Origin of the sequence: Siphonobacter sp. BAB-5385 (assembly GCF_002261125.1) — a bacterium.
GTDB lineage: Bacteria > Bacteroidota > Bacteroidia > Cytophagales > Spirosomataceae > Siphonobacter.
This window is the reverse complement of the sequence record NZ_NMPS01000173.1, coordinates 1-14,389: the sequence shown is the minus strand read 5'-3', so window position 1 is coordinate 14,389 and position 14,389 is coordinate 1. Positions and strand designations below refer to the sequence as shown.

9 protein-coding genes are annotated in these 14,389 nt (G+C 44.7%); all 9 read left to right on the top strand.

The features are described from left to right. The first annotated feature begins 674 nt into the window (after positions 1-674). Positions 675-872: a hypothetical protein gene (locus BWI93_RS16975; protein ID WP_141217499.1), complete on the top strand. Its 198-nt coding sequence runs from the start codon at positions 675-677 to the stop codon at positions 870-872. A 6-nt stretch (positions 873-878) separates the two neighbouring features. Continuing rightward, a complete protein-coding gene (locus BWI93_RS16970; protein ID WP_094813388.1) occupies positions 879-1,241 on the top strand; it encodes a hypothetical protein in 363 nt (120 codons plus the stop codon). Positions 1,242-1,964: 723 nt separating this feature from the next. Next, entirely contained in the window at positions 1,965-5,663 is a 3,699-nt protein-coding gene (locus BWI93_RS28290; RefSeq protein WP_217902301.1) for a two-component regulator propeller domain-containing protein, read from the top strand. Further along, complete coding sequence (locus BWI93_RS28285) at positions 5,660-5,908, top strand: AraC family transcriptional regulator (RefSeq protein ID WP_217902300.1); 249 nt, start codon at positions 5,660-5,662, stop codon at positions 5,906-5,908. Before BWI93_RS28290 ends, BWI93_RS28285 begins: the two co-directional genes overlap by 4 nt. 494 nt (positions 5,909-6,402) lie before the next feature. Continuing rightward, on the top strand, positions 6,403-9,057 hold the full coding sequence (locus BWI93_RS16930; protein WP_094813386.1) for a TonB-dependent receptor: 2,655 nt from the start codon (positions 6,403-6,405) through the stop codon (positions 9,055-9,057). A 1,737-nt stretch (positions 9,058-10,794) separates the two neighbouring features. Next, complete coding sequence (locus BWI93_RS27875; RefSeq protein ID WP_158242876.1) at positions 10,795-10,947, top strand: hypothetical protein; 153 nt, start codon at positions 10,795-10,797, stop codon at positions 10,945-10,947. A gap of 641 nt (positions 10,948-11,588) precedes the next feature. Next, entirely contained in the window at positions 11,589-12,251 is a 663-nt protein-coding gene (locus BWI93_RS16925) for an AAA family ATPase (RefSeq protein ID WP_094813384.1), read from the top strand. 2 nt (positions 12,252-12,253) lie between these two features. Further along, a complete protein-coding gene (locus BWI93_RS16920) occupies positions 12,254-12,577 on the top strand; it encodes a hypothetical protein (RefSeq protein WP_094813382.1) in 324 nt (107 codons plus the stop codon). 999 nt (positions 12,578-13,576) lie between these two features. Then, positions 13,577-14,389: replication initiation protein (locus BWI93_RS16915; protein ID WP_141217498.1), on the top strand; the 813-nt coding region annotated here is incomplete at its 3' end.

Sequence of the window (14,389 nt, the reverse complement as noted above, 5' to 3'; positions counted from 1 at the left end):
AACGATGGTCGCTTGAAGCTGGGGCCGCTCATTCTTCTTACCGGATTCAATATCGGTGAGGCTAGTTAAACACCTCTCCTTTCAATTCAACAAATTTTTCAACGGCTTGCTTCTGGGCTTCAAGTCCGAGACTCGACTTCCCCCTACTTTTGGGTAGAGACTCGGAAGTACGCAACAAATGGCTAACCCATATTTTAAATTATTTTAATAATTAACTGTTTCACGGAGCAAATTTTCAAAAATAGGAATAATTACAAAGCTTAAAGGCTCGTCTGTAAAATGTTATAGTATAATTGTTCATTAATATAAGTTATATGCACGCCAAAATCATCATTATTAGTTATATTTAATGAAAAGCTTGCAAATCATGTGCAGTCGTTTATAAAAAGTTGCAACTGACCGAACTCATTCTTGTGCAAATCACAATCCGTACACTCAGCACAGCTACCCAGGCTAACTCAGGTGCTGACCGGGCACGGGATTATTACCCAGTTTGCGACCAATACTAAGGGTGTTTTTGGGATCAGCTTTCGGCAGAAGCTGTCCGGCCGATCAAAGGGTCAGCAGCGGGCCACAAAGATCACCAGCTGGTCACGTGCTAGAAGGCCAACTCGGCTGAGTACGAGACTGAAACCAATCGGCTCAAACACGGACTGGAGCAGAAGCTGGTGGTCGTGAAAATTATACGGCCTGACCCGGCGAAGCGGACCGAGCTGAAACAGTTACGGGATGAATGCGGCCAAGCCTGCGGAAAGCAAACGGCCATACAACAGGCCCTGCTGAATCAGCGGTCTGAAACGGTCGTTCAGCCCGACTCGGCGGATCGTACTCCAATCGAGCAACTGACACAGCAACTCCAGCGAACTCACTAGTGGTACGTGCACCCGAAGCATAAAGCCAACAACGTATCCGATCTGGTCAATACGCTTATGAGCCTACTTTTTGATTCCATGCCGGGAACAATCGCCTTACGAACCGATCTGGTTAATACGCTAATGAGCCTACGGCAGCCGTACGAGGCACAAGCGGTCCGGCTGAGTCAACTCGAGCTGACCTTGGAGCAGGAGTGGTTAGATGGCCAAAAGTGGCAGGCCCGCATTGAGAAGTACAACGAGTTGGTTAATCGCCACAACGTCCTGCGGGAAAGCCGTCAGGCACGGGCCTTACCCCCCCGACGCACGCCTGCTTCGCCCGCTATTGAGCCGGCTACCAGCACCTGTAGGCGAATCCGGATGGGTTAGCCAGCATTCAGCAATGGTTACGGGTACCTGCGAAGGCCCGGGGCAACTGGGCTCAGTTCACTACTTACGTGCAGTCGATTGCACAGACCAATCCCTGTAGCTGCCGTCTACAATAGGAAGATGGCAAATTCATCTACTCAGGTAAAATGGGCAAGCGACAGCAGCAGAGCCAGGATTAAACGCGGGGCAGTTAAAAAAGCTCATTGAGACTTCCATGCAGCTGCAAAACCATAAGCTCCGGTTAGGTTGTTGACTCGTATTAAGAAATACCGACGTCAAAGGGGAGTAACATGTAATATCCAGGTAAGCATCCATTGAAGCCAGGCCCGGGAAAAAGGAATATTCTGGAGCGACCATGGCTCTGCTTTATGTTTCCTTAAATGAATCATTGAAGTAGTGTTAGGTAATAGAAAAGGCTTGATGATTTGAGCAGACAAAGCTCAGACAAGGACATGAGCAAGGGCGGAGAAAATCCTTAAAGAATGGGTAGAAAATCTTAAATCAACAGCAAAAGAGGCTTTTTGGCTTAGGAATAAGACTTAGCGAATAACGGCTCACATAAAATAATCTATGCCCCTCCGCCGAATGCCCCTTCTAAAATTTGCCTGACTCTGGTATATTCGATAGGTACGCATGAACCCCTCTTTATTTTGAATCATTCTGGGCCTACTTGGCCTGTTAGGGGAGAGCTTCTGCCAGGGCCAGAACATTGCTTTTAATCATATGGGTTCGGAGAACGGACTGTCCCAGAACTCGGTTCTAGCCATTGCTCAAGATAGCCGTGGCTTTATCTGGATGGGCACCCGGTACGGACTCAATCGCTACGACACCCGGAATTTTAGCGTATTTAAAAACGATCCTTCCGACTCCACTACCCTTTCCGATAATTACATTCTTTCCCTGTTGTCCGATTCCCGGGGTAAGCTATGGGTAGGCACCACGCAGGGGCTTAACTACTATGATTCCCGGAACAATGTCTTTCATCGCCTGAATAGCCCCCTTGAAAAACAGCAGGGCCTTGCGACCCTGGCTATTCATTGTCTCTTTGAAGATTCAAAAGGAAGCATTTGGGTCGGTACTTCGGCGGGCGTCCGTGTTTTAACCACCCCCCGCAAACCCAGTTCTCGGGCTTTGCTGAAGGCGGTTGCTTCCCTGCCTTCCCTGGAAGTACGAAGCCTGGTTGAAGACCCGGAAGGCTACGTCTGGATGGGCACGTCTAAAGGTCTGATTCGAATTCACCCACAAAACGGGACTTTCCACTGGTTTACCAAAAAAGACGGCTTAACCGACGACTTCATTACGAGTCTGGCCAAGGATAAGGATAAGAACCTGTGGATTGGCACCAAGTATGGTGGCGTAAATCTGTACCGACAGCGACACTTCTCCGCCTTGCTGCCCGCAAAGATTGATCCGAATATTCGTAAGATCATGCCGGATAAAAGGGGGAAACTCTGGATTGCTTCGCTGGAGGGCTTATACAGGTATGATCCAGACGTACAGCAGCTCCAAACGTACCGACATGATCCGGAAAATCGCAAAAGCCTGAGTCAGAATTCCATCTATTCGCTTTTTGAAGACACGAACGGGTCGATTTGGGTCGGCACGTATTACCGCGGTGTTGATATTATTTATTCGTCCCTGACACCCTTTACCATCTATCAGAATCACCCCTCCACCCGTAGTCTGAGTAACGATGTCATTAGCTACATTACGGCCGACGACCGGGGTAAGCTCTGGATTGGCACCGAAGGCGGAGGACTTAACACCTTCGATGCGACGAAAGAATCCTTTCAGGCCTATAAACACCAGCCTTCCGATCCGCACAGCATCAGCTCTAATTTAATCAAAAGCATGCATTGGGATAAAAGAGGCGTTCTGTGGGTGTGTACGCATTTGGGCGGTCTTAACGCGTATCATCCGCAAAGTCAACGATTCGAGCATTTCAGGCACGATCCCAGTAATCCCCATTCTCTGGCCTCTGATAACGTCATTGCCGTAGCCGAAGATGCCAAAGGCAACATCTGGGTGGGAACCGATCGCAACGGTATTAGCGTATTCGATCCCCACATCGATCTCTTTCGAACGATCCATACGCATTCTACTCCGCTCAAGATCAGTGGAGAGGGCATCCGTAGCTTCTTTCTGGATTCTAAAAAAAACCTGTGGATTGCTACTGGTGCGGGCCTCAACCGGCTCGACTCCACGGGAAAAAAAATGACCTGGTTTACTTCAGAAAATACCCTGAATTTAAAATCGCAGGACATCAATTGCGTATCGGAAGATGCTCAGGGTCAGATTTGGATAGGTACGTACTATGGGGGCCTTTGTCGGTTGAATCCGGATGAAAAATCCGTCACAACCTTTACCGAAAAAGACGGACTGCCCAATGATAATGTACTGGGTATCCTTGAAGATCGCCAGCACTACCTATGGTTAAGTACGGAAAACGGCCTGTGCCGCTTCAACCCATCGCAACAAACGTTTAAGACCTACACGACCAGTGACGGATTGCCCAGCAATGAATTCAGTCCCCGGGCTTACTACCAAAGCCCGGAGGGTTTACTGTATTTTGGCACCAATAGTGGCCTGGTAAGTTTTGACCCCAGCCGCATCGTTCTGAATCAGTTTTTACCACCGCTGACATTCACTTCCCTTAAATTATTTAACCAGCCCGTTCAGGTTGGAGATGCCCAGGGACTTTTGACCCAAGACATTAGCTCCACCCAAAGCCTTACGTTTACGCACGATCAAAATGTTTTTTCACTGGATTTCGCCCTGCTCAATTACATCAAACCGGGCAAAAATCAATATGCGTATCAGTTGCAGGGATTCGAAAAAAACTGGAATTACGTCAGGATTCCTTCGGTCACTTACACTAACCTCGCCCCGGGGGAGTATACCTTACGGGTCAAGGCGGCCAACAACGATGGCATCTGGACCCCGGAGCCACTTTCGCTTCGCATTCGAATCCTTCCTCCGTGGTGGGCTACCGGCTGGGCTTATTTACTGTACGCCTGCAGTTTCAGCGGATTACTTTTCATACTCATCCGTTTTTTCTGGCTGCGGGCTTCGCTCCGGCGAAACCAGGAACTTCACCAGTTAAAACTGAATTTTTTTACCAACATCTCCCACGAGATTCGTACGCATTTGACGTTAATCCTCGGACCCATTGATACCCTCATCGATGCTTTGCGAGAAGATCCTTCTGCTTCCCGGCAACTTCAGCACGTAAAAAATCACTCGAACCGTTTGCTTAGATTAGTCAGTGAGCTGATGGATTTTCGTAGAATCGAGTCAAAAAAGCTGGAGCTGAAGGTTACCCACTTGAATATCGTGGCTTTTGTGGGTGAGATTTTTGACTCGTTCGAGGATGCGGCCCAGGCCCTTCGGATCCAAACCTCTTTTAAGTCTCAGGTACCCGCTTTAAAACTGTACGCTGACCCGCAGCAGATGGAAAAAGTGCTATTCAATTTGCTGACTAATGCTTTTAAGTTTACGCCCGAACAGGGATGCATCGACGTTTGTATCTTCGAGCAATCCAGTCAGCTACTCATTCAGATTTCCAATACCGGTCAGGGCATTGCTCCTGAAAACATGAAGAAACTCTTTACTAATTACTTTCAGGTCCAGGAACTCACCCACCAGACCACCGGGTATGGCATTGGCTTGGCGTTGTCCAAAAGCATCGTTGAACTTCATCAGGGAACCTTAACCGTTGAAAGTGTCCTACCCAATGCTTCCCGAACGGGCTTAACTACGTTCACCATTGCTCTACCCAAACATGCGGATCATTCCGCATCAAAACCACTAGTAGAAGCAGACTCCTGGCAGACGCGTACAGTACCTTTCCCTACTCCTTTCATCACACCTGCGGCTTTGCCGGATGATTTGAGTAAACCCGTTTTACTCCTGATCGAAGATAACGCGGAAGTACTGGCGTTTATCCAGGAAACCCTACTCCCCTCCTATCGGATCCTAACGGCCAGAAACGGATGGGAAGGATGGCAATTAGCCAGTACTCAGATTCCCGATGTGGTTGTGAGTGACGTAACTATGCCAGAAATGGACGGGCTGGAGCTCGCCGAGAAGCTAAAGCAGGACGATCGCACCAGCCATATTCCACTCATGCTCCTGACGGCAAGGGCCAGTCAGGTTCATCAAGTCAGTGGCCTGGCTCTGGGCGTAGACGATTATGTGACCAAGCCCTTTAGCGTTGAAATTCTTCAGCTTAAGATCCGTAATCTGCTCGCCTCCCGGGAACTCCTGCGGCAAAAATATAGCCGTATGATGACGCTGGAGCCGCAGCAAATTCCTATCAATACGCAGGATGAAGTTTTTCTTCATAAGCTGATTGACATTATTGAAGACCATCTGGATCATCCCGATTTTGGCGTAAATATGCTGGCCTCAGCAGTAGCATGAGTACACCTGTCCTTTATAGAAAATTAAAAGCCCTGACTGACTTATCGGTTAATGATTTCATCAAAACGATTCGGCTCAAGAAAGCAGCTCAGCTTCTGACCAGTCAGCCCCTCACCATTTATGAGGTCGCCTACGCCGTAGGTTTCGATGATCGCAAGTACTTTAGTAAAGAGTTCAAAAAGTATTTTGGTCAAACCCCGAGTGAATATGCCTCTGCTCATCAATCTTCAGCAATGAAAAAATAAGTGGTTTGAGTGTACAATCATTCTGGTTTGATAACCTTTCGAAACTTTTTCACAGGCAATTCAACAAAGCGGGTAAGTAAAAAGCAGTGGCTGTTGCCCTAACACCATCCCTCCGGCTGAGCTACTCTGAATCATCCGAAGTAGCTAATGGCTGGCTATTCGAATGCTTCTGATTATCACTAGCTGAAAAAACAGATACGCATTGTTTTTATTTGAAATTCCTGAAAAGAAGGGCTACGAAGCTGAAATACTGAACTTCTATGCTGCGTTTGTCTTTCAGTTCTTTGGCGATCTCTTCCGGCTGGAGGTTACACAGCAGCTTTTTCTGCTAAACGCAAGCCGTACGTTTTTCGTCCGGTAAGAAGCCTGCTATTTGTTAGGTAAAGAACTCAGAAATTCAGGTAAACAACTGGATTGAAATTCAGGTATTTCATCAAAAGCATTTACCATCTTTGTCTAAGGTTGGTGACTGTGGTAAGTCTATTCGATAAACAATGCGACTGCTTTTCGTTCTGGGATTGATTTGTGGGACCTGGCAATGGGCGAGTGGGCAGGTGCATCTGAAGGGTCAGATTCAGGACTCTGCCAGTCATGCGGCTCTTTCTGAGGCCGGTATCGCTTTGTTTACTTTTCCTGATTCAGTACTGGTTCAAGGAACCCGCAGTAATGAGGCGGGCCAGTTTGCTTTTCCAGCCGTTCCGAAAGGCTCCTACTGGCTCATCGTTACGTACATCGGTTACCAGATGCATCGTTCCCCGCTTCAGGTAAACCACTCAACCCTTCAACTCGATCCCATACGCTTACGGGCCAATGCCAGGGATTTGGCGGAGGTGGTCATTCGTCGTCAGCTTCCACCGGTGACGGTCAAAAAAGATACCATCGAATACAATCCGCAAGCTTTTCAGACAGAACCCAGTGCCGTCGTCGAAAAACTGCTCAGCAAACTGCCCGGCATTACGGTCGATAAGGAGGGCAACATCAAAGCACAGGGTCAGGACGTACCTCGCATTTTAGTGGATGGAAAACCGTTCTTTGACGGTGATCCTAAAATGGCTACGAAGAATCTGCCGGTTGATATGGTGGAGAAAATTCAGCTGATCGATCAGAAATCGGATAAGACTCAACTTTCCGGAATGGATGATGGCACGCGTAATAAAACCATCAACATTGTTACCAAAAAAGATCGTAGAAAAGGGCTCTTTGGCGATCAGGAGCTGAGTGGAGGGCCGGATCAGACGAGCCGTACGCCCCGCTATTCGGCTCGTCTGAACCTGAACCGTTTTCAGGAAGCCAACCAGTTTTCCGTCATCGCTCAAATCAATAATACCAATAACGGACCGGGCAGTAGCAGTTCCATTAATCGAACGCTACTGGGCGGTCTGAACTATCAGAATCGCTGGGGAAAGCATACGGATTTGGGTCTGAGCTACCGGGGCAACCGGATTAAGTCCCGCAACGAGCAACAAAGCCTGCGAACCTACGCTCTACCCGATACGTCTTATCTTTTGCGTGAATCGAGCCTGTCTGACGCCGAAAACTGGAGTCATACGCTGAACATGCATTTTAATCATGAGATAGACTCTCTGACAAGCTTACGCGTTTACTCGTCCTTACTACTCCAGCAATCCGAGAACCGTTCTGACCGCTACTCCCAAACCTTTCCGACGGGTACTGATCTCATAAATCCAATCAACGAAAGTCGCACTGAAAATACGAGCGGTGGTACCGGAATCAGCGGTTCGACAAATGTCAGCTTTAACCGGAATTTTCTAAAAAAAGGGAGAAATCTGCTGCTAAACTATACCCTTTTTCTGAATCGGCAGCAGAACAGCGGGCTTACGCGATCGAGCAACGAATACTTTGGGAAACGACAAAATTTAGTAGTAAACCAGCAGAACGAGCAATTGACCCGTTCCAGCCGTCATCAGCTCAATGCAGCCTTCAGTGAGCCGCTTTCGGAAAAGAACCGACTTGAATTTCACTATCAGTTCCAGAGCAACCCGGGTTATTCCAACCGGGAAGTACGCGATTTCAACGAAACGACTCAGCAGTATGACCGTCGGAATGATTCGCTTTCCAACCGCTTTCGGTCCAGCTATCCCAGCCAGGCAGCAGGTTTACTCTTCCAGCGAAATCAGGGGAAAAATTTGTTTAATCTTGGGATGGACGTACAGCAGGCCCGATTGAAGAGTGTTTCCCAGAACCGGACGATTACCAGGGATTTCATTAGCCTGTTACCAGTAGCCATGATGAGCATAAGTCTGAAAAACGACCGTTATTTCCGGGTCAATTATCAGGGTCAGACCCAGGCTCCGAGTGTGGATCAGCTACAGCCCGTTGCGAACAATACCAATCCTTTATTAATCCAGAAGGGTAATCCTAATCTGCGGCAGGAGTTTACTCATTCACTTAACTTCAATTACAACTCCTTTAATCCCAGCACCTTCGAAAATTTCTTTGTGAACGTCAACGCCAGTCAGGTGACGAATAAGATTGTAGAATCCGTTCGTTTTGATGAACGGGGCGTGCAGACGACCTTACCCGTCAACACAAATGGTCATTATTTGGTGTCAGGCAATGCAAACTATGGTCGGCAACTGCAGGGACTCAAACTACACCTGAGTACAGGCTCATCGATTACTTACAATCGCAGCCTGACACTGGTTAACGATCAGATCAATCAGTTGAATAACGTACTGATTAGTCCGGAATTTCAACTCAGCTCATCGTACGAGAAGCAACTCGGCTACAATCTCCGAAAGACGCTTACGTATCAGTCAGCCCGGTATTCCCTCCAAAGTCAGCGAAATACGGCCTTCGTGAATACATCCATCTCGGGTACTTTCTATTATGAGTGGGATTTTCACCTGCGACTTAGTACCGATGCAACCTATCAGAGTTACGGTGGGAATACGGCTGGCCCGGCTCAGCGATATACGCTTTGGAACGTTGTGCTAAGTCAGAAGTTTCTGAAAAAGCAGCAGGCAGAAATTCAGTTATTCGTTTTTGACTTGCTCAGGCAGAATACAAACGTCAGCCGAAACGTTACGGAGCTGTATACCGAAGAACGACAGAATCGGGTCTTATCCCGGTACTTTCTGGTAAGCTTCATTTATCATTTCCGCGATTTTGGCGGAACTACGCCCTGAAATCGACGCTCTGCTCGTTAGGATGAAGAAAGAGTTAAGCGTTAAAATCTTCCTCGAAAATTAGAGTACCGCCGATCTGAGAGAGCCGTCACTTCCTGAAAGCACTTATGGCTTTGTACGTGTTGCTGGATGAGCAATCAGTAAACGATAGGGGAAGACTGCCCAGCGGGACTTCATTGTACTTTCTAAATATGAACAACGGACGTGGCTTATACGTCTTTTTACTGCTCTATGTTTTGATTACCCAAACAGAGATCTCACGAAGAACCGTTCAGGCGGTATGCAGGCATAGAGCTAAAATGTACCTACTGCTTTCCCTACCCGACTCCTTTGGGTCGAAAATTTTCTACGCTTTTTTCGTACCTTAACGGTTGAACATTGGAATTCCAGAAGAAAATCGCAGCTATTCCACAGACACTATACAACAGCAAAGCATAATTTATTAATTCATCTTCAAACGGCTCACTACTAATGATTTACAAATAGTTAGGAACTTAAAAAGGTTCCTATTTCAGAATCTAATTTAGTTCTATCAACAGTTCTAAACTATCTATTTTCAATGTCTCTCAGTAGTTCTTAAACTATTCTTAATCAGGAACTATTTTAAGAACCTAAACTTAAAATGAGTCCTAAATCTGGTGAACGCTTACAGTCAGATTAAGGCAGACCATAAATAAGAACCTTTTTTGGACCTTAAATAAGTGCTTGTTCAGGGTCTGAATTTGATTTTAGTAGTACCTCTTTTTATCAAAAAATTGATGTGAAGTGTTGCAAAAGATAGATACTGTGACCCTTTCACTTGAGAAAAGCCAAACTGCCGGTTAAAAGTATTGACCCTAAATTTTGGCAATTACTATAGCGTGTGGGTCCAGTATTTTCGGCAGAGTTAGTATGGTGTAATCATGAAAACGTACCGCAAAACTGATTCAGATTAGGTCAGTTACTACAAGGCCACGGCAGTAATATGAAGCCTGCTTTCTGTCCAAATCACTAGCAACTCTAGCGATGTACTACTATTTACCCTCCGACAGAAGCATACATTCGTTCCATGGAGACATTAACGCTAGTTGTATATGCTCTAGGAAGTTGTTTCACCCATCTTTAAAGTAAGACCAACGCAGGATCTCACCGCGTCGTGAGCAAGCTCTGTACCTATCCTGACGGCTTACCTATTCACTATCAAAATAGCTTTATCTGCCTTCATTGTTCAAAAATGAATAGGTATGTGAACGATAAAGGCGGGCTCTGGAACATAATTAGTTTCCTTGGGCCATCGGTTTAGGACTTTCTACCAGCTAAAAGATTACTATAAGTTATACTGTTTTTGTATTTACTTAATCATCAGGGATTTAGTTTTCCATCAGGAATCTAATTAAGAACTTAAAAAAGTTCTTAATTAGATTCCTGATGGAAAAGTTTTCTCATTAAAACCAACTATTGGTCAGTTCTTAATCTGGAACTTAAAATGGTTTAATTTTAGAACTTGATCAAGTTCTAAAGAAGCAAGTAGAGAACTTACTCAAAAAGGACGAGGAATTCCCGTGTGCTTGTAAAGTGAACTGGAAGTATTGACTGGCAGATGAAAGGTCATTTGCTGATGGCCTTATGAATGATCCAGTTTCCTAAATTCCTTGACAGTATACATGAAAAATGAGTTGTCTTACTGCGTTTAGGCTTTCATTACTTTGCCCAAAATTTTGAAGGTCGTATTCTTTACAAAACACTTTCTACTTAGCAATGGCCAGAATGTTACGGCGTCGGTTTCAAAAGAAGGGAGCCGAGCAGGATTACCACACGAAGGGCCGTCACTGCAAGTTCATTCTGAATGGTCAGGTACTAGCCATGCAATTCTATCGAAGTCACGAAACGACTGCTATATTCTTAAACTGAAAACGCCGTCCAGAATTTTAGTGGGAAAGTGGCAAGATTATTAAAGTTGAAGCCCTGAACGGTTCGTTTGAACTATTGAGCCGTCGGTGCGGTACAAGGGAGTGGCTCTGACCGAACGCATTTCAAAGACAATCTAGTACTACGACGAATCCCTGAAGGTAACTATCAGAAATTTTGGAAAACATAGTTTCGGAAAATGGGCTGATTTCCGGAAGGCGTCGGGAGGAAACCTGCTCTTTGCCTTCGCAGTAAAAACGAAACAGTTTATGTGGAAGACCAAAGCAATAGAAATCGAAAGTAGAAAGCTTCAAGATTCAGCCTCTCAGCTGCCCGCCAGCGTTATTGTAAAATGAACTGATTACCAGATTTTTATATAAACAAAGTTCTTAAATAAGAATTTAAACAGGTCCTTAAATAAGAACCTGTTTAAACTATAAAGTACATGCTCATTTTAAAAATTACTCGAAGTGGCTCTTTGTGAATAGAACTGGAATAAGTTCTATTTATGGTTCCTGTTTTAGTTCTTTTTATAAAATCTTTTATGAAGGTCAGAAAAATTTCAATAGGTTTGTATGGTTCCTTACTAAGAACTGAATCAGGAACTATTTTAGGAATCTATATAACAACCTATAACAGAACGTATGATCATCACAGTAGGGGGTACAAAGGGAGGAAGTGGAAAGACTACGGTAGCTACGAACGTGGCTATTTTTCTTGCCGAACAGGGCAGAAAGGTACTTTTGGTTGATGCGGATGAGCAGGAAACCTCAGCGGATTTCACGGAATTCAGGCATGATACCTTTGAAGGCGTCGTAGGCTATACGTTGGTAAAGCTTAATGGGGATAAAATTTATACGTCAATTCGCGATCTGGGAGAGGTATTTTCTGATGTGGTCATTGATACGGGTGGCAGGGATACGATCTCCCAGCGGGCTTCGCTGACAGTCTCAGACGTATATCTGGTCCCTTTTGTTCCACGTAGTTTTGAAATGTGGACCCTTGCCAAGGTTGAGAAGCTGGTCAAGGAAGTACGATTAATCAACCCGAAACTAAAATCTTTTTCAGTGCTTAATCGGGTAGAGGCCCGGAGCCAGTACGTAGAGTCATGGATGGAGTACCTCAAAGCATCGGAGGATATTGAATTTTTAGACGCTCAGTTAGGCGATCGGGTCGTATACAGTCATGCGGCTATCCGCGGTATGGGAATCAATGAATATAAGCCAAAAGATGCGACTGCGATTCGGGAGTTTACGGATTTTCTGCAAAAGTTAATGGAACGGGTTCAGAACTCTAAACAAGTATAAGCATGGCAAAGGCAAAAATCCAGGTCAAGATGCCTACGAAGGAAAGCCCAGACTTCAACGCTAAGGCACTTGAATTCATTCATAAGGGGGGAAGTATCTCGGCAGAGGCAGAGCCCGACCACGGGATCAGCAAGGCCGTAGAAAAGGAAGAAACGGACCCATTGAAAAGCTTTACATTACAGTTTCATCAAAGTGAGTTAGAAAGTATCCAGAAGATCGTCAAAGCAAAGAGTACCCGAATTGAAAAATTGTCCATTCGAAAATACCTTTTGAAAGCAATTTACAGTCAGCTAGAGAAAGACCTGAAAGAGCTTTCAGAGAAATAGGTCAGACAAGACAACCATGAAAAAGGGCATGTATTCACGTGCCCTTTTTCATGGGAATAGTAAACAGTTCTTCTGAAACGTCGGCTTCGCACCTTGTGATTAATAGCAAAACTATTACCACAAATTGCATGAGGTTTGAAAAAATGCCCCCCAGAAGCATAAACGCCTAAAAGAGTTGAAGATATCAATGAAAATAACCACAAAATGCATGAGCTTATTGCTTAGGTAAGACATATGACGTTTTGATAACTGACTGATAATCAGTATATCGTTGCTTCAGCGGTTCAGTCAAATAACCACAAAATGCATGAGATTTTACAAAACTTCAGTAAAACATTGGGAAATAGCTGGAATTAGTAGGTTATATAGTGCTGATAATCAGATCAGTAATCTACAAATAGTGGGAAAAACCACAAATTGCATGAGGTTGACTTAGTTGCTTGATTATCAGTAGTTTGTAGGCCTGTAATAACCACAAAATGCATGAGATTTTCTAAGTTCATCATTCATCGGTACTAGGTCGAATGGCAAAAAATCTAGAAGTTGATAGAGTCAAAACTTTGCGATTGTTGTAGAAGGTTTTTGTATAATATGTAATTGATTGTTAGACAGACCGTTAAATATTCTACTACAATACAAAACGAGTTGAACCATTTAAAACTAAAAACATAGTTCACCGCTAATTTTTTTACCTTTTTTGATTTCACTTTCCTTTCAAAAATGAGCGTGCGGCGGAGCCGACGCAGGCCGAAAAAGAGCGGGGCCAATTAATTGATAAAATTGATATTATATTAATTGATTGATTGCTGGAGTGTGGATAACTATGATAAAATATTGACAGTCAGTTTATTATAAAATCGTATTACCACAAATTGCATGAGGTATTACCACAAATTGCATGAGGTTGGCACTATTACCACAGTAAAAAGCAACATGTAGTTTTTTATTGTGGTAATAGTTTTTAATTTTAGCTGATTGTTTAACCGTTCGTGCCTGTCTATGAAAAGTTTAATTCATATCAGTAACAGTCTTAACTTAACGAAACAGGAATTCACTACTGTAGAAAAGCATATTCTGTTGATTACCCTGCTGCATTTGAAAAATCGGCAAGGCTTTGGAGTGAATGTTGATGACAAGCTGGTTGTTACGTTTCCGGCTACCGATATCAAGGAAACAAATCTGGTTAGGATTAAAGAATCTCTGGATAAAATTACATCGCGGAAAATCTTTTTCGACGAGTCTACCAAGAGCAAAGACTATTTCGGATACATTGTTCCATTCACTTACGCGAACTACGAAGCCAAAGTGGGAGCCCATTCAACGATTACGGTTGAGTTGAACAATCGATGCAATAAACTTTTCCTGGAGCTTGCCAACGGTTACACTACGACTGATTTACAGACCATTCTGAGTCTTAAAAGCGTTCATGCCATTCGAATGTATGAACTGCTGATGATGTACCGCAAGAAAAATGAATGGGTCATCGAAATTGATCGGCTTAAAGGCTTGCTTGGCTTGAATCTGACCGCTTATAAAAGCTTTACGGACTTTGAGACCAGGATTCTAAAGTATACCCAAAAAGAGCTTTCTGAACGCTGTGGCTTATACTTTGATTGGGAAATTGCAGCGAAGGAACGGAAGAAAATCACGACCCTGAAATTTGTCATCCAGGAAGCGGAAGGTCTGGAGCGAGAGCAACTGGCCGAAGAAACGAGCAAAACGATCGATTACGTGACTTCGCTAGGGGACGTTCAGGTGGCGAATAAAGTGCGATCGGCGTGTCAGAAATATACACTTACAGAAAAGCAAATT

Bases quoted from the DNA above. Each gene is read 5' to 3' on its own strand.
- BWI93_RS28290 (WP_217902301.1), top strand. From the start codon at position 1,965: ATGGGTTCGGAGAACGGACTGTCCCAGAACTCGGTTCTAGCCATTGCT.
- BWI93_RS28285 (WP_217902300.1), top strand. From the start codon at position 5,660: ATGAGTACACCTGTCCTTTATAGAAAATTAAAAGCCCTGACTGACTTA.
- BWI93_RS16930 (WP_094813386.1), top strand. From the start codon at position 6,403: ATGCGACTGCTTTTCGTTCTGGGATTGATTTGTGGGACCTGGCAATGG.
- BWI93_RS27875 (WP_158242876.1), top strand. From the start codon at position 10,795: ATGGCCAGAATGTTACGGCGTCGGTTTCAAAAGAAGGGAGCCGAGCAG.
- BWI93_RS16925 (WP_094813384.1), top strand. From the start codon at position 11,589: ATGATCATCACAGTAGGGGGTACAAAGGGAGGAAGTGGAAAGACTACG.
- BWI93_RS16920 (WP_094813382.1), top strand. From the start codon at position 12,254: ATGGCAAAGGCAAAAATCCAGGTCAAGATGCCTACGAAGGAAAGCCCA.